The sequence below is a fragment of the Candidatus Coxiella mudrowiae genome (genome assembly GCA_001077715.1).
Classification (GTDB): Bacteria; Pseudomonadota; Gammaproteobacteria; order Coxiellales; family Coxiellaceae; genus Coxiella; species Coxiella mudrowiae.
The window spans coordinates 1,176,829-1,196,216 of sequence record CP011126.1 but is presented as its reverse complement, the minus strand read 5'-3'; the positions used below and the strand labels follow the sequence as shown (position 1 = coordinate 1,196,216).

Sequence of the window (19,388 nt, the reverse complement as noted above, 5' to 3'; positions counted from 1 at the left end):
CGTGGTCAGAATCTTCATACTTTGAGTGTTACTCTAAGAATTTCACTAAGAGGAGGCGAATTTAATCCTCTTATGGTAGGATAAGGTATTGATATAAAGTGGATGAGTAAAATTAAGTCGTGAGACATTATTTGCCGTTGATGGGTATTGATGTCTGGCGTTTTCGAACGTCGGTTTTATTTGAATACTACAGGTATGATTTATTGGACTCTCAGAATCACCAAGTTGGTGTTTTGCTGGCTGATGCGGTATTGCTAAATGAGGCAGAGGCTCAATTAGTAGAAAAAATTGCAAAAGCTACGAAAAAGCAAGTTAGAGGTGGTCTTCAAACGGGTCCCTGGGAGTCTAGTGAATTAGTGGAATGTGTCATTTTATTAGGTTCTCGGGTCGCCTATTTAATTAATTCCGCGAAGCAATCGCAAATAATTAGAAGCTATTCTCCAGCAGATTTGTTGCAAAATACAGCGTTAAAAGTTCAAACATGGAGCGACTTAAAAACAGCCATAAAGTTGATGAGAGAATGAAAATCCATTCTCTCACGGAGCAATATATTACGGATCTCGTTGAAATCGCAAAAATCAGTATGCCATATCCTTCGTCTGAAAAAAATTCGTGATTGTTTGTAAAGATCAGTATTTCGAGTGGGTTTGGGGATACGATAATCAAATCGTTGGTTTCATTGTAATATTATTACAACACGCCGAATCCCAATTAATGCCAATTGATGAATATTGCTGTAAAACCTCAACATCAAAGAAGAAAGTTTGCTGAATGTTTGTTGATTCAAGCGATTGATTTTACTAGAGAACGTTTTAGCTACTCGTATTTTATTAGAAGTGCAAAGTTAGTAATGAAGTGGCTATTGATTTTTATAAAAAAATGAGGGCCATTAAAATTAGAATTCGGTAAAATTATTATCCTGCACAAAATGGTCAGAGAGAAGATGCGGAAGTGTTCGTTTTGAATGAAGTGTTCGTTTTGAATTTATAATCATCATTGTTGACAAGAATTGTTATAGCTGAGGATCTTAAAACTGCTATTACGGAAAATAAGCTCTAAAGGAAGGTGACTTGGGAGATCAAATCATATAATCATTTCTAGGGCAGTGCGGATTTTCACCTATGATTAAGAAAGGAAATGAAATAGTGCTGGCTTGTATCGAAGTGGGTGATTATTTTGGAGAGCAGGCTTTATTGACAGAAAAACCAATTAGGCGCAATGTCAGTGCTAGAGCTTTAAATAAAGTAGTGAAAACTTTTACTATTTCACATTCTGTTTTTCAAACAGTTTCTCAAAACCAATTAAAAATTAAAGGAATTATTAAAAGAACAGGGGCAGCAACAATTAATATTTAAATTTACTAAGCAACTTCAAGAGGAAGGAAGGCACACAAAAAATTAGCAATGTCGATTTTTAAGCGCATCCAGCATTTTTCAAAGAGAGAAGTCTTTTTTAGAGAGGGAGATAAATCCGACAAAGTTTATTATTTGTTAAATGGCACGGTAGAAATATAATTTCTTAAGGGTGAAGACCGAGTAATATCGAGACTATTAATTAATCCTGGGTAATTTTTTTGGTGAGTTAGGTCTGATTGAAAAAAACCTCACGTTTAGGAACAGCTATTTCTGCAACAGATGTGACAGTGGCAGTTATTGATGCAAAAATATTTTCTAAATTTTATCAAAAAGACTAATTTAAAAAAAATCTTATTAATTCTCAGACTAGTTTGTATGAAGTTCTATCTGTTGGTTTAGTAGCTTAATATCAGCAGTTTTTTAGAGCACCTCACGATCACCATAACCATTCGAAAACTAAACGATGAGATCATTATAGCCTCTCGAGTGATTGGTTCCGATATTTTTACGATTTATTATTTGGGAATTAAGGAAATCCCGTAAAGAATCATTCCAAGGGACAGAAAGCCAATGGAGTGAGATTGAATTAGCCGATAATAAGTTAGTGAGTGTGGGCCAGTGGGATGATCTTGACCAAGTTTTTCAATTGGTATATGAAATGTCTTCGTTTACTTCAGATGAGCTACAGCATTTTTGTAAAACGGATCAGTTGAATGCGACTGATGTGTCTCTCGTGCAGAGTGATATATTGTGTGAATGTATGCAAATGAAGTATCAAGTTATTACAAGATGTGATCACACAGAGAGTAATTACTTTAGATGCGATTTCAAAAAACCGTATCAGGGACTGTATGCAGCAGTTGTCATCCTAAAATTAAAAAGTTATTGGGTTAGGAGAGTTGGACGTATGTTAAAATTATCAATGTCATAAAACATAATGAAGAGCATAATGAAGAGATTAAAAATTACAAATTATAACCCATTGAGCAGAAAATTCGTTCTTTTGATGAGGGACAACTTGTAGTTTTAGAAGCCAATATTAACGGGCTTATGATTACACGTCCTTATACATTAATTTCTGTCTCAGAAAATAAAGATTTTTATGAGATTACAGTGAAACATGAAAAATTTGAAATTTTTTCTCCTTAGCTTTTTTCGCACGCCGAAATTAAAACAGTTTTACGAATTTTCGAACCTCAAGGTTCTTTAATCTTTCAGGCTGAAAAAAAAAGATCTGGCTCTTTATTTTATGGATGGCAATGGTGGTTACGCCCACCATTGCCTTTGATCGTAAATTAATTAAAAGTCAAGGTGAACGAAGATTACATATTGATTAATCCATATCGTAGTCTATTAATTTATTTTTTCGGGAGGAATTAAAGAAATGGACAAAAAATTATGACTAAATCTAAATCTTTTTAAGAATTACTAGACAACAAGGGCATATTAGCGAATTGAATGTTCAAGTATTAATTATACAACATCCCAAGGCTAATATTTTTATCTGTGGTCCCAAATCGTACGAGAATGCGGTTAAATCGATGCTAGAGAAAGCGAGGGTATCCTTTGATAAAGTTTATATTGAAGAGTTTACATACTCGGGAGAACCTCTTCCGTTGGTAATTTAATTTATGTAAAAGAAAAAATATGGCTTCTGCTCCTACGGTTAAGGATCCGACATTACTCTTCTTGTTACACTTTCGAAATGATTATTTAACTTATTTTAAAAAATTATACGATAAATATAGAGATATTTTTTATAAATATTATCATTGAGACAATCATTATTATGTTTATAATCCTGACTTTATTTAGCATATCTTAATAAATAATCAGAATAATTGTCGAAAGAATCCTTATTTAGTAAAATTAGAACCTTTTATAGATAAGGATAATTTGTTAACAATGAATAACGTCCCTTAATAGAAAAAGATCCGAGGACTCGAAAAAAAACTTTTTGATAGCAAAGTTTATTTTAATCAGTATGTCGAAACAATTTCTGGTAAATGTAAAACAATTTTAATTAATTGAGGGAAAAGCTTGATTGGCAGATCGAATATTATTTTTTTTGATGAGGAAATGGACCGGCTAGTTTTAAATATTGTAAAAGATACTCTTTTCCATGATATTGATATCAATATTGAAACATTGGTAAAACGTATTCCTAAAATTTTAAATATGATTAGAGATAAAAATATGGCTATCACACAGCTGCCATGGATTTTACCCACTAAGAAAAAATTTCAATATCGATATGATATTAAATTTGCACGAGCTTCTGCTAATAGGGTAATTCTTGAGAGGTTATATCGTCATAGAGATTATGATAATTTATTAGGAACTCTACTACATTCATATTCTATTACTAACGAGGATTCTTCAAAGTTTGTCTTAGTTCGAAATCATGTAATGTTTTATAATATGGTTGGGTGTTTTAACAGTGCAGCTGCTCTTTCTTGGATTCTGGTTTTATTATCTCAAAATCCGAACACTCTTCAGAAAATTTCTGAAGAAGTGGCGTCAGTCTGTTATAATCTCCTTCGTAAATTATGCGGATTTTGAAAAACTAACTTATACTCAAGCAGTGGTTTTAGAAATATTGCGATTATATAATATACACCTGTTGTTTATATTTTGCGACAGGCCATTCCTAAAGATGAAATTAGAGAATATCTCATTCAACCAGACGACTCTTTTGATCATTAAAGTCTATTTATAATATTATATTGTCATCCTAAGTTCCGGAGTAATCCCAAGCAATTTTATCCTCAACGCTTTTTAGAAAGGCGATGGGAGCAAGATTGCCAATATGCTTATATCTCTCCTTTTGGGGAGGCAGGCTCAGTTGTTTGTCAAGGAATTTTGCTTTTCTAGAAATTTGTATTGTAGTTGAAATGATTTGTAGGAAATTTGAGCTCCATTTGCACTCCGAAAAAAAATAGAAATGAAATTTTTATCGAATCTTACTATCCGGCTGAGTCTAGAAAAAAGATAATACGTAAAATTCAATTCTGTGAAGAATCAGGTACTATTTAAAAGAAATGAACTTCATCTTTCTAATACTGTGCGGATCTGATGTCCAGCATTTATTTCTTGCTGAGAGGTGAGATATTAATTCTTCTCCGGGTTTGATCCCTTCTTTAAGAGCGACTGCGATTGCACTGAGCGCTGCAGCACGTTCGCAAAATAAAATGTATGGCTTAGCTCTTCGTTCTCAGCGGGCGCTGCCTCTGCGAACAATGCTAATGAAGTGGCAGCGATTTCTTCTGCAGTGGCTTCAGTTGTTAATTCTAATAAGGCATAAGGATGACAAGAAGATGCTTGGGTATTTTCTTTAGCCGCTTTTTTTAATTGTTCATCAGCGACGAGATTGCACATAAGTTCTTCATAACTCATATCGTTTTCAGTTGTTTCTTCTTCCCTAAGTTCATTATGATGCATTTCGTTTTCTACTTGGGTTTCTATGGCATTTTGTAAATTCAGGACCTGGGTATTAATAAATTCTAAAAATAAAGGATTTAGGCTTTGATTTAATGGTGAAAAAGGAGTAGAGTTATTACTCTTTGTAGCAGTATTTTTTTGGTTATCTTTAAAAACTATTTCTAAATATGTGTGTTAGTGTTAAAAAGAGATGTATGTTAAAAAGAGGAATAAGTTTTTTTGCCATATTGATTAAGTAATCGATACATATCAGAGGGACTTGTTACCCATTATTTGTCTTATCAGCGCCCACATCAATTCCTTGTTTTTTGCTATTCGCAAGAGCAATTTTCGATCTCGAACCAAAGTCATACCATTTGCTCTCTATTCCTGTAGATTTTGGTGGGTACGGGGTAGGTAACTCTGCAACAATTTGATTAGTCCCTTCTAATAAATTGGTTTTTACTTTTTCAAGGTATTTCTTTTTTGCTTGTTGATTAGAGAAACGAGGAATTAATTTGAGTTTTGCCATGAATTTTTACTCCTTATATTTTCTTGTATCTAAGAAAATGAGATTGAGCAATATACTTCAATAACCTTAAAAAGATTAAAAACGTGATATGATTTTGATTCTTCGTAGCCTCCTTGGTTCATTGAATTTCGGTCTAATGTTGGGTGTTAGAACCCAGATAAGGAAATGGAAGTGAGACGTAAATCCAATTATACTCAGCGACTCGATGTCGCGACAGTGAAATGAGCATTGTTCATGTATAAATACTGGAAATCTGGCTTCTTCTTGAGTCTTGTCTTCATTGTTGGCATTTATTTCTTGTTCAGCTCTATGTGGGCTCGAGCTGCTAAGCCCGTGCCTGTAGGGCCACAGCCTGTTTTCGTGGATGTGACTCAAGTCAAAACGGCCAATATTCCCAATGCTGTTAGTGCGTTAGGCAGTTTGTCTGGGGTGCGAGTCGTCATAATTAGCGCCGAATCGGACGGACGAATAGCAGGAATTCATTTTAAAAGCGGTCAAGAAGTGGATCAAGGAATGCCTATTGTGGAGCTCGATAATGTGCAAGCACAAGCCGATTATCAGTCAGCGGTAACTGCCATGAAATTAGCTCGCACCAAATATGAGCGTTCCAAGCTATTGTTAAATCAGGCGATTTCTCAACAGGAATTAGCTACCTTGAAAGCAGATATGGAAAGTAAGGAAGCGGCGGTAAAAAGTAAGTTAGCTACCTTAAATCAAAAGATTACAACCGCACCGTTTTCTGGCGTATTGGGTGTTTTTCATGTCCAAATAGGAGATTACGTTAAAGCTGGAGATCCCTTAGTTACTTTAATAAACACCTCCCAGTTACGAGCGGACTATCAATTGCCCGAAAGTTTTTTGCCTGAATTGAAGTTAGATCAGCTGGTTACTATCACTAGCAGCACTTATCCTAAAAAAGTTTTTTATGGCACAGTGAGTTTCATTTCACCAACAGTTAATTCCGATACACATTCAATCTCTATCCAAGCATTAGTCCCCAATGATATGAAATTATTGTTACCGGGTATGTTTGTGCATGTTTCTCATCAAATTTCGGTTTCTAAAAATACAGCCGTGGTTCCAGAAGAAGCTATTCAAGCCGACGTAAAGGGATATTATGTTTATAAGGTGATGGGCGATAAAGTAGGGCAGATATATATCAAAATCGGTGCCCGGTTGGATAATCAGGCACAAGTGTTAAGTGGTTTGAAAATTGGAGATACCATAGTAGTGGCAGGACAGCAAAAATTAGACGATGGAAGTGTCGTGAGAGTCATGAAGCAAGAGGCGTAATTTACCAAGTAATTTGAGTAGTAACAGTTTTGAAATGAAATTGTCTGAAATTTGCATTAGTCAGCCTGTCTTGGCCATTGTTTTAAGCTTAATTTTAGTTTTTTTGGGAATTATTTCATTCCAACGTCTTGAACTGCGTTTTTTTCCTAAATTACAACTACCGACAGTGACAGTGGCTACTTTTTATGAAGGTGCAAGTGCTGAGTTGATGGAGAGCCAGGTTACGACTCAAATTGAGAATGCGCTATTGGGCGTTGATCATGTGGCTGCTATTAATTCAACAAGTTATTCGGGTAGTAGTTATGTGACTGTTTTATTTCGTCTGGGAGGCAACTTTGAAGAAGAAGCGAACGCCGTTAGAGATAAAGTATTTGGTATTCGCGATAAATTGCCTCCCGATGCTAATCCCTCGACCATCACGGTAGGAACTAAAGGGAGTCCAGTTTTAGGAGTGGGGTTTATTGATCCTCAAAAATCATCCGCTGATATTCGAGATTATGTAGAACGCACGGTTCAACCTGCTTTGCGGCAATTGCCCGGTATGGGCGAGGTTGATATTTTAGGCGCAAGCGATTATGCCATGCGTATATGGTTGGATGCTTCAAAAATGGTTGCTCATCAAGTGACTGTGACTGATGTCAAAAATGCGCTGACCGCCAATAATATCTATTTTCCTGCCGGCTCCATCCAAGAAGCTAAACGAGATTTCAGCATTGTGTCGCATACTCAATTAAAAAATGCGGCTGCTTTCGGCAATATAATAATTAAACACACCGATGGCGGTACGGTTCGCTTAAACGATATTGGCCATGTGGAGCTAGGCTATCGTAGTTTATATCAAGCACCTATGCGAATTAATGGTCAAAATGGTATTGAAGTCTTAATTGAACCCTTGCAAGAAGCCAACCCAATTATAGTGGCTCATGAAGTAAAACAAGCCATGATCCAGATTAAGGAGAGTTTACCGCTGGGAATGCAAGCAAGCGTGAATTATGATGCCTCTACGTTTTTAAAATCTTCAATAGAAGAAACGTTTTATACGATGGGTGAAGCGGTTATTTTAGTTATTCTCGTCGTATTTTTATTTTTGGGTTCGGCAAGGGCGGCAAGTATTCCGATTATAACTATTCCCGTTAGTTTAATTGCGGTGTTTGCTTTTATTGCATTATTAGGTTTCACCATAAATACCATGTCATTGCTTGGTATTGTATTGGCCATTGGTTTGGTGGTAGATGACGCTATTGTGATGTTGGAAAATATTCATCGTCACATAGAAGAGGGAATGACACCAATGCAATCAGCGATTAAAGGGAGCCGTGAAATTACTTTCCCTGTTATTGCAATGGCTCTCACATTGGTGGCTGTATATGCACCCATTGGGTTTGTTCAGGGATTTACGGCAGAGTTATTTAAAGAATTTGCATTTACGTTGGCCGCTGCGGTAATTATTTCAGCCTTTGTTGCATTGACCTTATCACCAATGATGTGCTCGAGAATATTATTGGTGCATACTCACGATAGTCGATTAGTCGTAATCATTGATCGCTTATTTTTTCAACTGGCAAATCATTACCAACGTCTCTTGAAATTTGCTTTAAGCAAGCGTCGATTCTTTGTCATTGCTTTGATATTTATTGCAGGCCTAGGTTATCTGCTTTTTATTAGCTTACCTTCGGAATTAATACCAAAAGAAGATATTGGTTTAATTCAGGTAAGTGTGACTTCACCTTCCGGTGCTAGTTTAAATTATACCGATCAATATGCTGAACAGATTGAACATATTATTAAGCAGAACCCTGCTGTTGCCAGTGTTATTAGTCAAGTATCCACTAGCAGCGTAAATATTCGCGTTACCTTAAAACCGTGGGGTGAGCGAAAAGAAACTACTGAGGAAGTGATCGCCGACTTAAATCCAAAATTAGGAGTAATACCGGGAATCGATGCAACGGCTTATATTCCAGATATTGTTAATTATGGATTGGAAGGAAATGATATCAATTTAAATTTTATGACAGGTGGGGATTACATGGATTTACTCGACCCGATTAATAAGATGGTTAAAATTTTAAAGCAATACCCTGGAGTAATGAATGTCCATACCAATTTGAAATATGATACTCAGCAATATGCCATTACTATCAAACGTGATCTAGCGGCGGTACTGGGTGTAAACATTCAAGATATTGCGGATACGGTAAGCGCGATGATGAGTGGGAATCATTGGACCGATGTTCAAGCAGGTAATAAGAGCTATGAAGTTATCGTTCAAATGCAAAAGGATGATCTATCCAATTTTAATGCACTTAGAAAGCTGTATGTGCGAAGCAGTGCGGCCCCCTCATCTGGTAATAAAGAAAATATGATTCCCGTCTCAAGTTTAATTAATTTGACTCCAACTGTGGGACAGGGGAATTTCATGCATTATGATCGTTTTCGTTCGGGAACTATTTCTGCTCGTCTTTCGCCAGGATATTCCGAAAATCAGGTAATTAATTATATTAAAGCTCATTTGCTTACAGTATTAATCTCAAACGTACATGCTGCCTTTTCAGGAAAAGCAGCGCAATTTTTAGAATCATCCCAAAGAATTGTTGGCATTGTTATTATGTCATTTATTTTGATTTATTTGATGTTGTCGGCTCAATTTGGGAGTTTTATTGATCCCTTGATTATTTTATTAGCTGTTCCTTTGAGCATCGTGGGGGGATTGTTGTCATTAAAGTTAGCCGGTGGAACTTTGAGTATTTACTCCCAGATTGGGTTAGTTACATTAATTGGTATGATTAGTAAACATGGAATTTTGATTACGCAATTTATAAATGATTTACGCAAACAAGGTGTAGCTACCTCAGATGCTATTATTGAAGGCACGACGATTCGATTGCGACCTATCTTAATGACAACAATGAGTATGGTATTTGGTGCACTTCCTTTGGCCTTAGCCACAGGAGCAGGCTCTATTGGTCGACATCAGATCGGCTGGGTGATTGTAGGTGGTTTATTGTTCGGTACTTTTTTCTCTCTCATTGTGGTTCCCATCGCTTATTCGTATTTCGCTCGATTTGAGAAATCCTTAATTTCTGCTTCGGGTACAAGATAATTCTTTAACGATACTTTACTTACGATTAATGAGTATCTTTGGGTTTTTCTTTAAATCCGGTATAGTTCTTGTATGAAATCAATCGATATCATTAAGAATAATTTACCTGGAGTGATCTTAAGTGTTTGTAAAACGGGAAATCGTATCCGCCATTATTGCGCAGGTTACGCTAACGTAGAAACTCGCGAACTTCTTTCTGCGGAACATATTTTCCAAAGTGGGAAAATTACTCGAATGTTTACTGCCGCTCTTATTTTGAAGCGAGTTGAGGAAGGTGTATTGGACTTAGATTCGCCATTGGCTCTTTTAAGTAATCAACATCTCCTGGATGGTGGCCGCTTAAAGCTCATCGTCGATCTCTATCCTTACCTAAAACCTGTAACTTTGCGAGAACTGCTGAATAACACCTCGGGTCTTCCGTCTTATGATGAAACTGTGGCCTATCAAAAAGCATTTGCTGCCAAACCCCAGAAGGTTTGGCAAGCTGAAAGCTATTTAGATTTAATTACAGGTTCCAATGTACGATATCGCTTAGGATATTTATTACCTTTTCGAGGAATTTTAAGTGATTCTGCAACTAATTATATTATTGCTGGTTTAGTTTTAGAGGCTGCAACGGGCCGTAAATCTTCACAGCAAATGCGAGAATTATTTGATTCCGTAAGTTTAAAATCGACGCATTATTGCTCTTACGGTGTGCTGGAGGAAGATTTATTGCCTCAATTGGCGCATGGTTATTTACCTATTTCCCATCCTTACGCCAGTGGTTTTAGTAATCAGCCCGTAGTAACTTACAATGATAATCGCGAATTGCAAGTATATGATGTTACCGGTGCTTATAATTTTAATGGATTGGCTGGCGCGGCTAGCTTATCCAACACCAATGATCTTATTCGTTGGATGCGAATGTTGTTAGAAGGGCGAATTTTAAGGGGCTCTCTTAAACAATTATTTGATGGAGTTCCAGTAGACCCCAAGGCAAGTCCTCGTGAGGATCAAGACTTTTATGGTCTAGGACTATATAAGACAAGGTTTCGACGGTGGGGCGATGTGGTGTGGAGCGCTGGTAATAATTTAGGATATGGGGTGTTGGTGGCTCATGTTATAGAGCGAAATGTCACTTTTGCTTTAGCTGTCAATGTAAGTCGAAAAATTATTAATTTTCATGAGCCCACATTAGTGGCTCCAATTTTTCAGGACTTATTAAAATAATACTGCTCTAAATTAATCCAAGTGGTGTTATAAACTTTCAATTTTCGCATATCGTAATTGTAATTTCTTTAAGGTCTTTTGTGTTGTTTCTAAAAGCAGCTGTTCCTTTTCTACAATTTCTTTAGGGGATTTTATTATATAATTAGGATTATCTAATTTTTTTAGAGAGTTTTCTTGCTCTCTTTGAAGCTTGGTAATTTCCTTTTTTAATCGAGCAAGTTCAATATCTTTAAGGATTAATCCTGCTAAAGGAATGTGAATTTCAAGATTCCCCATAATATCTGTGGCACTGAGAGGTAGCGGTTCATTAGTATCCGCCCATCGCCATTGGGCAATTTTCCCTAATGATTTTACATACTGTTCAGTTTCCCGCAGACGTTTTTTATCATTGTCTTCTCCTTTGTTGAAAATAAGTGTAATAGTTTTAGCGGGAGAAATATTCATTTCAGCTCGTAACGTTCGAATGGCGGTGATGATATTTTTAAGCCACTCAATTTCTGCGTTGGCCTCCTTATCAAGCTCGGACTTATTAAATTCAGGGTAAGGTTCGATCATGATGCTATTGCCATTTTTATCTACGAGTGGCGCTACCGTGTGCCAAATTTCCTCGGTGATAAAGGGCATAAGAGGATGAAGCAGTCGTAATAAGGATTCTAGTATTTCAAGGAGAGTTATCCGAGTGCCACGTTGCTGAGAGGGTTTGGTATTCTCATTATAGAGTAGACACTTAGCGAATTCTATATACCAATCGCAATATTCGTTCCAAATGAATTCATATAAAATTTGAGCAAGAAAATCAAAGCGGTAATGATCCAAGGCTTTTTTAGCTTCTTTAATAGCTTGTTGTAAGCGACTTCGGATCCAACGATCAACAATATTATAGGTTAAAGGTTTTTCAGGATTTAAATCTTTGCCTTCCGTATTTATGATAACGAAACGAGCCGCGTTCCAAATTTTATTGCAAAAATTGCGGTAGCCTTCAATACGGCCCATGTCAAAATTAATGTCGCGTCCGGTACTCGCCAAAGCACAAAAAGTAAATCGCAAAGCATCTGTTCCATAACTGGCGATGCCCTGCGGAAATTCCTTTCGTGTTAGCTTTTCAATTGATTTAGCCATCTTAGGCTGTAATAAAGCACGAGTTCGTTTCTTGATAAGCTCTTCCAAAGAAATTCCATCAATAATATCGATTGGGTCGATAACGTTACCCTTCGACTTGGACATTTTCCTTCCTTGATTGTCCCGGATTAGCCCGTGAATATAAACTTCATGGAAGGGAAGTTTCCCCGTGAGCTTTAATCCCATCATTGCCATGCGGGCAACCCAAAAGAAAATAATGTCAAAACCAGTGACCAAGACTTGGGTAGGATAAAAAATTTTATAGGTTTCAGTTTTATCGGGCCAACCTAGAGTAGCGAAGGGCCATAGACTGGCCGAAAACCAAGTATCAAGCACATCAGTTTCTTGCTCTAATTTTATTTCAGTTCCCAAATGGTATTTTTTTCGAATTTCTTCTGGCGAATGACCGACGTAGTAATTTTTTTCTTCATCGTACCAGACTGGCAATCGATGTCCCCACCATAATTGTCGACTGATACACCAATCTTGAATATTGGTTAACCATTGTAAATAAGTTTTTTTCCAAGTGGCTGGAATTAGCTTTAATTCTCCCGATTTGACAGCGGCCAAGGCTGGTTCTACAAGCGATTCCATTTTTAAAAACCACTGATCCGTTAAGAATGGTTCGATAACAGCTCCGGAACGTTCGCCTCGAGGAACTGGAACACGATAAGGCTCGGTTTTCTCGAGAAAATGATTTTCTTCAAGATCAGCCACAATTTTTTTTCGGGCATCAAAACGGTCTAAACCTTGATAAGGCTTTGGTACATTTTCATTTAATTGTCCTTCAGGAGTGAGGATATTAATTAAAGGTAATTGGTGGCGTTGGCCCATCTCATAATCATTAAAATTATGTGCGGGCGTGATTTTTACACTACCCGTTCCGAATTCCCGATCCACAGCGGTATCTGCAATGATAGGAATAGTCCGGTTGTTAGTCAAAGGTAAATGAACTTTTTTGCCAATATAATGTTGATAACGTTCATCATCGGGATGAACAGCAATGGCTACATCACCTAATAATGTTTCCGGTCGAGTGGTTGCTACTGTTAAATGTCCGGTGCCATCAGTTAATGGGTAACGAAGATACCACAGCGCACCATCCATTTCTTTGGTGGTTACTTCCAGGTCGGATATGGCTGTGTTTAAAATAGGATCCCAATTGACGAGCCGTTTTCCTCGATAGATCAAACTTTCATTATAAAGACGAACAAAGGCTTGAGTAGTGGCTCGCGAAAGACCTTCGTCCATACTGAAACGTTCGCGGGACCAATCGATGGAAACACCCAGGCGACGCATTTGGCGAGTAATTTTATTTCCCGAACGATCGCGCCATTCCCACACTCGCTCAATAAAGGATTTCCGTCCTAAATCATGGCGAGTGAGTCCTTGTTGAGCAAGTTTTTGTTCGACCACCATCTGGGTAGAAATGCCTGCATGATCTGTGCCTCCTTGCCAAAGGGTTCGATGACCTTGCATTCGGTGATAACGAGTTAAAACATCCATGAGAGTTTGCTGAAAACCATGGCCCATATGAAGGGTGCCTGTTACATTGGGGGGGGGTAACATGATGCAATAGGGAGTCCCTGAACCCGGGGGGCGACTTAACTGATGCTTTTTCCAGTAATCAGCCCATTTTTTTTCAATGAGTTTGGGGTCGTAAGTTTTTTCCATGTTATATTGTGCTCTGGTAAAATGTAAGCAGCTTACTAATGAGAAATATTGTATTCAACCATAAAAGGTTTGATTTGTCAGTGATTGTCTTCCGTTATTTGAGTAAGGAAATTCTCAGTACTTTGTTAGCGACAACGTTAATCTTACTAATTATTTTTATCACTAACCAATTTGTTCATTATCTTAATGATGCCGCTGCTGGTAAGATCACCGTTAAAGCGGTAATGGAAATTATGTCATTGCAGGTACCTCTATTATTGGGTTATTTACTGCCCTTGAGCTTGTTTCTTGGCAGCTTGTTGGCTTTGGGACGGATGAGTGTGGATCATGAAGTGCTTGTTTTGACTGCGTGTGGGGTAAGTCGTTCTCAGATTGTAGTTATGATTATGATCATAGCCACCTTTATCGCACTGATAGTGGCTTGGTTGATGTTCTCGGTTGAACCTCGAATGGAGTGGTATCGTGCTAAGATTCTTAACGAGGCTTTGGCAAGAGCTTCTCTAGCGAAGATTATCCCAGGCCGGTTTCAACCTTTGGGCAATGATGGGAAGGTTTTTTATACTAGCGGTGTTAATAATCATCATAGAAAAATGGCCAACGTTTTTTTAGCAGAAAGCGAACAAACTGTGGGGAACAAGGAGCGCTGGAGTCTTGTCTCAGCCAGTGAGGCCGGTGAAAATAGGGAATTTAATAATTCTAACTTTGTTTTGTTTAAAAACGGATCCCGTTATGTAGGGATGCCGGGAGATTTAAAGTACGATATTATAAAATTTGTCCAATACGGGATCCGTCTCGACTCACCTCAAATGAGCATTTCCGGGAAAGTACAAGCCATGCCCACAACTAAAATATGGCGATTAAGCAAAACGGATCTGAAGGCAGCAGCTGAATTGCAATGGCGATTGGCAATACCTATCTCTGTGTGGATTTTCGCTTTATTAGTGGTGCCTTTAAGTGAAGCTAATCCTCGAAAAGGCAAGTTTGCTCAAATTTTACCGGCTGTTTTGATTTATATCGTTTATGCTAACTTAATGTTTTTGGCCCGAACCTGGATTGAAAAGGGGGTAATGAGCCCAACAGTCGGATTAGAATGGATAAATGGATCATTTTTAGTGGTAGCGTGTGCTTTATTCTTTTTTCAATCGCATTGGTGGCACCGCCTTCGTCTGAATCGAAGAGCGCCCTCATGCGACTACTAAATCGCTATATCCGTGAAGCTGTCATTAGCGCGACAGTGCTAGTCGTTCTTATCTTACTTGGCGTTGAAATTTTTATGGAATTTATCGGCCAATTATCCAAAATCGGCTCAGGTCATTATGATTTGGAACGAGCTTTTCTGTATGTTTTGACTCAATTACCTTCCGATTTGTATCAGTTGTTCCCAATGGCCGGATTTTTAGGTTGTTTGATTGGTTTAGGCCGATTGGCTTCTAGTAGTCAATTAATCGTAATGCAGGCAGCAGGGGTTTCTATTTCTCGCGTAACAGGATCGGTTGTAAAAGCAGCATTGCTTATGATTCTAGTGGTAACGTTTATTGGTGAATTTGTGGCCCCCCGATTAGAATCGAAAGGGGCACTAATGAGATCTCTTGCTCTCTCAAAGGCAGTCGGCTATCAGGCATTGGGTGGGGTATGGCTACGTGATAGAGATTCATTCATCCACATTGGCTCCATTGATTCAAAGCATAAAATTAGTAATGTAAGTCGCTTTCAATTTAATCAACATCGATTGCTATCAGCCGCCTTTGCTTCCGAAGGCCGCTATTCAGAAGGCCGCTGGGTGCTCTATCATGTTAAACAGTCTCTTTTTACACCCACTCAAATAAAAAAAATCGAAATAAGTCAGCTGCCCCTGCAGATTGTGTTTGATCCTCAACAATTGCAGCAAGGTCGAAAGACGGTTGAAGAACAATCAATTATAGGCCTCTACCATACGATTCGATATCGTATTCAAGCAGGGCTCCAAACTAATTCCTTCGTTTTTTCTTTTTGGCAGAGAATTATTCAGCCTTTTACCACTGTGGTAATGATTTGTTTAGGAGTACCCTTTATTTTTGGTTCGTTACGTCAGGCTAGCATGGGGATTCGAGTTTTGATTGGCGTCATTATTGGTTTTGCTTTTTATATGTTGAACCAGTTTTTTGGACCCTTTGCGATGGTTTATCAGTTGCCTCCACTATTAGCAGCCTTAATGCTCACCGTGTTATTTGCTATTGCTTGTGTTATCCTGCTCCGTTATTCGCGACGATAAAGACGTTTAAGGTTAGGTAATAGGTAAATTAGTGAGATGTCATTAGAAAGTAAAACAATTATGCGTCGGACTTTCGCAATAATTTCCCATCCAGATGCAGGAAAAACCACTTTAACAGAAAAGTTATTGTTTTTTGGCGGCGCTATTCAATTAACGGGGACGATTAAGAGCCGCAAATCAGCTCGTCATGCCACCTCCGATTGGATGGAGCTGGAAAAAGAGCGAGGAATTTCCGTTACTACCTCCGTCATGCAGTTCCCTTATCAGGATTATTTAATTAATTTATTAGATACCCCTGGTCATGCAGATTTTACAGAAGATACTTATCGAACACTGACAGCAGTAGATTCAGCATTAATGGTGATTGACGCAGCAAAAGGGGTTGAGCCGCGCACTATTAAATTAATGGAAGTTTGCCGACTAAGAAACACGCCGATTATGACCTTTATTAATAAAATGGATTGCGATTCCCGTCATCCCGTGGAACTCTTAGATAAAATCGAATCAGTTCTGAAAATTTATTGTGCTCCTGTTACTTGGCCGATAGGGATGGGTAAGAGTTTTAAAGGAATATATCATCTGCTTGAAGATGCCATTTATTTTTACCAACCGGGAAAATACGAACGTGTTAATGAAAGCTTACGGATAAAAAATCTTAATAATTCCGAATTGGATAAAACATTGGGTGATTTAGCTTGGGAATTGCGCAGTGAAGTCGAATTAGTAAAAGAAGCAAGTCATACTTTTAATCACACGCAATATTTGAAAGGGGCTTTAACACCAGTATTTTTTGGATCCGCTATAAATAATTTTGGCGTACGTGAATTATTGGATACTTTTGTAAAAGAAGCGCCCGCGCCGCAATCGCGAGAAACCGATGTCCGAGTGGTTAAACCAGAAGAGAAAAAATTTAGTGGATTTATTTTTAAAATTCAGGCCAACATGGATCCAAACCATCGTGATCGAATTGCTTTTTTACGGATCACTTCAGGTCAATATCAAAAACGAATGAGAGTTTATCATGTGCGACTCGATAAAGAAGTTCAAATCAATAACGCATTAACATTCTTAGCGGGAAAACGCGAGAACGCAGACCAGGCCTGGCCAGGGGATATTATTGGTTTGCATAATCATGGAGCTATTCAAATTGGAGACACTTTTACGCAGGGAGAAAAACTGAAATTTAGTGGTATTCCGAATTTTGCGCCTGAACTTTTTCGATTGGTGCGACTTAAAGATTCTCTTAAACAAAAAGCTTTATTAAAAGGATTAACGCAATTGTCTGAAGAAGGTGCCACCCAGCTCTTTCGGCCTCTGGATAGAAATGATTTAATTTTAGGGGTGGTGGGTCTTTTACAATTTGATGTAGTTGCTTATCGATTAGAAAATGAATATAACGTAAAATGTGTTTATGAAGCTATTAACGTGGCCGCCGCTCGATGGATTACTTACGATGATAAAACTATTATGGAGCAATTTAAAAGAGAGCAATCTCACAATTTAGCTTATGACAGTTCAGAATATTTGACTTACCTAGCGCCATCCCAAGTTAATTTAGAAATCACTATGGAAAAGTGGCCTAAGATTATATTTAGTGAAACCCGTGAACATTAATCTTCCTTCTTTAAAGGCCGTGGAATCTACCTGTTAGCTAACAAAAAGTGTTGTGAGTTTAGCTTTGCCGATGGCTGGTTCGCGCTTGATTTAAATATTAAACGGATTTATCGGAATGCTGATGTTAGCTCGCTTAGGCTATTCAATTTTAGCAGCTATTATGTTGATGACCTCTGTACAAGCTACTCTTATTGTTATTTTTATTTCTGTTTTGTTTTCTATGAGAGTTGTGGTAGGTCTGGGTCAGACCTATGGTACTCAGAACTATCAAAAATAGGAGTAATTCTTTACCAAGGCTGTGCATGTTGGCTTTAATTCTTTCTATTCCGTTAATATTTTTATTTTTAATAGTGGATCGTTTTCTATTAGCTTCTGGTCAGTTACCCCAATTAGTAGTTTATTTAAGACATTATTTCTACACTTTAGTATGGGGAACTCCTGGTTTTATGTTATCGGTAGCCCTACAGCAGGATACTATATAGAATCTCTCATCAACGATTCTCAATATCCTAATTTTATTATTTTGTTTTTATTATGAAAAGAAATTTAAAGCCATGGAAATTTTTAAATGGCGTTGTCCCCGAAACTGGAATTACCTCAAGCAATTATTTTAAATTGGATAGCTCATAAGCCTTCAATTTTATCTTGAATTGGTAGGATTTTTTGTGGTAGCTCTAATAATCGGGTGGTTAGGTACAAACGAATTAGCCACTTCAGAAGTAACTCAGCAATGTATGTTCTTGTTTGTAGTGCTGATGTTTTCCATAGCAAAGACGACTAGAATTATGGTTAGTCAAGCTATCAGAGGAGAGTGTTATCAGGTTGTAAAAAGAATTGAAGAAGGTTATTTAATTATTTCCACTCTTTTTCTTTGGTTATATCGGCAGTATTTTCCTGTTTTTTCAAAGTTTTTAGAGTCACTTTATTTGAAGCAAATATTCCATGGCTATGCTAAAATTATTAATTTAATTAAAATTTTATTTATTTTATTCTCTTTCAGTATTATTTTTGATATTTGGCGCAGTATTTTAAGCGGAGCTTTACGTGGTTTTTACAATACTCGCATACCCATGTAGGTTGGTCTAGCTGTTATTTAGCTCATTTCGGTGCCAGGTGGTTATTTGTTAGGAATTTTTTTTCATTACTGAGTTATCTGATTTCGTATCACGTCTACCACTGCTTTATTGATTGGTGACTTTTTAGTATTTTGGCAGTAGCGACAACGTGTTAATCAATTTAAGAATTTAAACTAGTACAGTAAGTAACTAATATTGCCTGGAGCGCGTGTTACCTTACCCTAAATAAGGCCACTCTATTTGCCTTCAAAAGAGTCTATGAACTAAGAAAATTTTAAAGATGTCCTTGCGATCATGTTTTCTAACATGATCGCAAGGACATCTTGTATGTTTTTGAAAACTTGATATCAATTTTTCTCTTTTTTTTAATTAATAGGCTAACAACGATTCGTGTGTCGAAAAAGAAACGGAATCGCTAGAATCTTCTCTCTTCTTTCTCATCTCTCGAGCGGTTTTTGAAAATAATCTATGAGATAGAGTTTGAATATCTGTATACCTTGTCACTTTCATCATCTTTTCTTTAAATACATTAGGAAATTGGTCAGATCACGCTTCAATATTTATCAAAATATTTTCTTTATTATGATCTATCTCTACAAAAATTTAGAAATTTAATCGTTTCTAGATCCTTTTTATAACACTCTCATTCGCTACCAGATTCAATATCAAAAATTATTCTAAATGGATTGGTAATATGAAATTTCTTCCGTTTCGCGAACACTTCTCCTTTCTAAACAAAAAT

General features: G+C 37.3%; 16 protein-coding genes. 13 read left to right on the top strand and 3 right to left on the bottom strand.

Features of this window, described 5'->3' with window-relative positions; translation table 11 throughout:
- Nucleotides 1–119 precede the first annotated feature (119 nt).
- From CleRt_RS05605 to CleRt_RS05590, 4 genes are all read left to right on the top strand, one after another.
- A complete protein-coding gene (locus tag CleRt_RS05605; protein WP_235378901.1) occupies nt 120–524 on the top strand; it encodes a hypothetical protein in 405 nt (134 codons plus the stop codon).
- Between the two features lie 597 nt (nt 525–1,121).
- The gene (locus CleRt_RS05600) at nt 1,122–1,355 is read left to right on the top strand and encodes a cyclic nucleotide-binding domain-containing protein (RefSeq protein WP_048875396.1); all 234 of its coding nucleotides are present in this window, start codon (nt 1,122–1,124) and stop codon (nt 1,353–1,355) included.
- A 981-nt stretch (nt 1,356–2,336) separates the two neighbouring features.
- The gene (locus CleRt_RS14170) at nt 2,337–2,504 is read left to right on the top strand and encodes an FAD-binding oxidoreductase (protein WP_157870959.1); all 168 of its coding nucleotides are present in this window, start codon (nt 2,337–2,339) and stop codon (nt 2,502–2,504) included.
- An 891-nt stretch (nt 2,505–3,395) separates the two neighbouring features.
- Nucleotides 3,396–3,917 carry a cytochrome P450 gene (locus CleRt_RS05590; protein ID WP_048875394.1) on the top strand — a complete coding sequence of 174 codons (522 nt, stop codon included), beginning with the start codon at nt 3,396–3,398 and terminating at the stop codon, nt 3,915–3,917.
- A gap of 549 nt (nt 3,918–4,466) precedes the next feature.
- Here the strand turns inward: CleRt_RS05590 and CleRt_RS05585 are convergent.
- Nucleotides 4,467–4,796, bottom strand: a complete 330-nt coding sequence (locus CleRt_RS05585) for a hypothetical protein (RefSeq protein ID WP_048875393.1) — start codon at nt 4,794–4,796, stop codon at nt 4,467–4,469.
- 262 nt (nt 4,797–5,058) lie between these two features.
- On the bottom strand, nt 5,059–5,307 hold the full coding sequence (locus CleRt_RS05580) for a hypothetical protein (RefSeq protein WP_048875392.1): 249 nt from the start codon (nt 5,305–5,307) through the stop codon (nt 5,059–5,061).
- Between the two features lie 234 nt (nt 5,308–5,541).
- Here CleRt_RS05580 and CleRt_RS05575 point away from each other — a divergent pair, with 234 nt between their 5' ends.
- From CleRt_RS05575 to CleRt_RS05565, 3 genes are all read left to right on the top strand, one after another.
- Nucleotides 5,542–6,600 (top strand): efflux RND transporter periplasmic adaptor subunit, encoded by a 1,059-nt coding sequence (locus tag CleRt_RS05575; protein ID WP_048875391.1) that lies wholly within the window; start codon nt 5,542–5,544, stop codon nt 6,598–6,600.
- 34 nt (nt 6,601–6,634) lie between these two features.
- Complete coding sequence (locus CleRt_RS05570) at nt 6,635–9,700, top strand: efflux RND transporter permease subunit (protein WP_048875390.1); 3,066 nt, start codon at nt 6,635–6,637, stop codon at nt 9,698–9,700.
- A 72-nt stretch (nt 9,701–9,772) separates the two neighbouring features.
- The gene (locus CleRt_RS05565; protein ID WP_048875389.1) at nt 9,773–10,912 is read left to right on the top strand and encodes a serine hydrolase domain-containing protein; all 1,140 of its coding nucleotides are present in this window, start codon (nt 9,773–9,775) and stop codon (nt 10,910–10,912) included.
- A gap of 27 nt (nt 10,913–10,939) precedes the next feature.
- Here the strand turns inward: CleRt_RS05565 and CleRt_RS05560 are convergent, their stop codons facing one another.
- The gene (locus CleRt_RS05560) at nt 10,940–13,705 is read right to left on the bottom strand and encodes a valine--tRNA ligase (RefSeq protein WP_048875388.1); all 2,766 of its coding nucleotides are present in this window, start codon (nt 13,703–13,705) and stop codon (nt 10,940–10,942) included.
- Nucleotides 13,706–13,785: 80 nt separating this feature from the next.
- Here CleRt_RS05560 and lptF point away from each other — a divergent pair, with 80 nt between their 5' ends.
- From lptF to CleRt_RS12130, 6 genes are all read left to right on the top strand, one after another.
- The gene (gene lptF, locus CleRt_RS05555; RefSeq protein WP_235379217.1) at nt 13,786–14,904 is read left to right on the top strand and encodes an LPS export ABC transporter permease LptF; all 1,119 of its coding nucleotides are present in this window, start codon (nt 13,786–13,788) and stop codon (nt 14,902–14,904) included.
- Nucleotides 14,892–15,956 carry an LPS export ABC transporter permease LptG gene (gene lptG / locus CleRt_RS05550; protein ID WP_048875386.1) on the top strand — a complete coding sequence of 355 codons (1,065 nt, stop codon included), beginning with the start codon at nt 14,892–14,894 and terminating at the stop codon, nt 15,954–15,956. Before lptF ends, lptG begins: the two co-directional genes overlap by 13 nt.
- Nucleotides 15,957–15,992: 36 nt before the next feature.
- Nucleotides 15,993–17,570, top strand: coding sequence for a peptide chain release factor 3 (locus CleRt_RS05545; RefSeq protein ID WP_082160443.1), 1,578 nt, complete (start codon nt 15,993–15,995; stop codon nt 17,568–17,570).
- Nucleotides 17,571–17,691: 121 nt separating this feature from the next.
- Nucleotides 17,692–17,847 carry a hypothetical protein gene (locus tag CleRt_RS12140; RefSeq protein WP_235378900.1) on the top strand — a complete coding sequence of 52 codons (156 nt, stop codon included), beginning with the start codon at nt 17,692–17,694 and terminating at the stop codon, nt 17,845–17,847.
- A gap of 25 nt (nt 17,848–17,872) precedes the next feature.
- Nucleotides 17,873–18,052, top strand: coding sequence for a hypothetical protein (locus CleRt_RS12135; protein WP_235378899.1), 180 nt, complete (start codon nt 17,873–17,875; stop codon nt 18,050–18,052).
- Nucleotides 18,053–18,235: 183 nt separating this feature from the next.
- The gene (locus CleRt_RS12130) at nt 18,236–18,646 is read left to right on the top strand and encodes an MATE family efflux transporter (RefSeq protein WP_235378898.1); all 411 of its coding nucleotides are present in this window, start codon (nt 18,236–18,238) and stop codon (nt 18,644–18,646) included.
- Nucleotides 18,647–19,388: the final 742 nt, after the last annotated feature.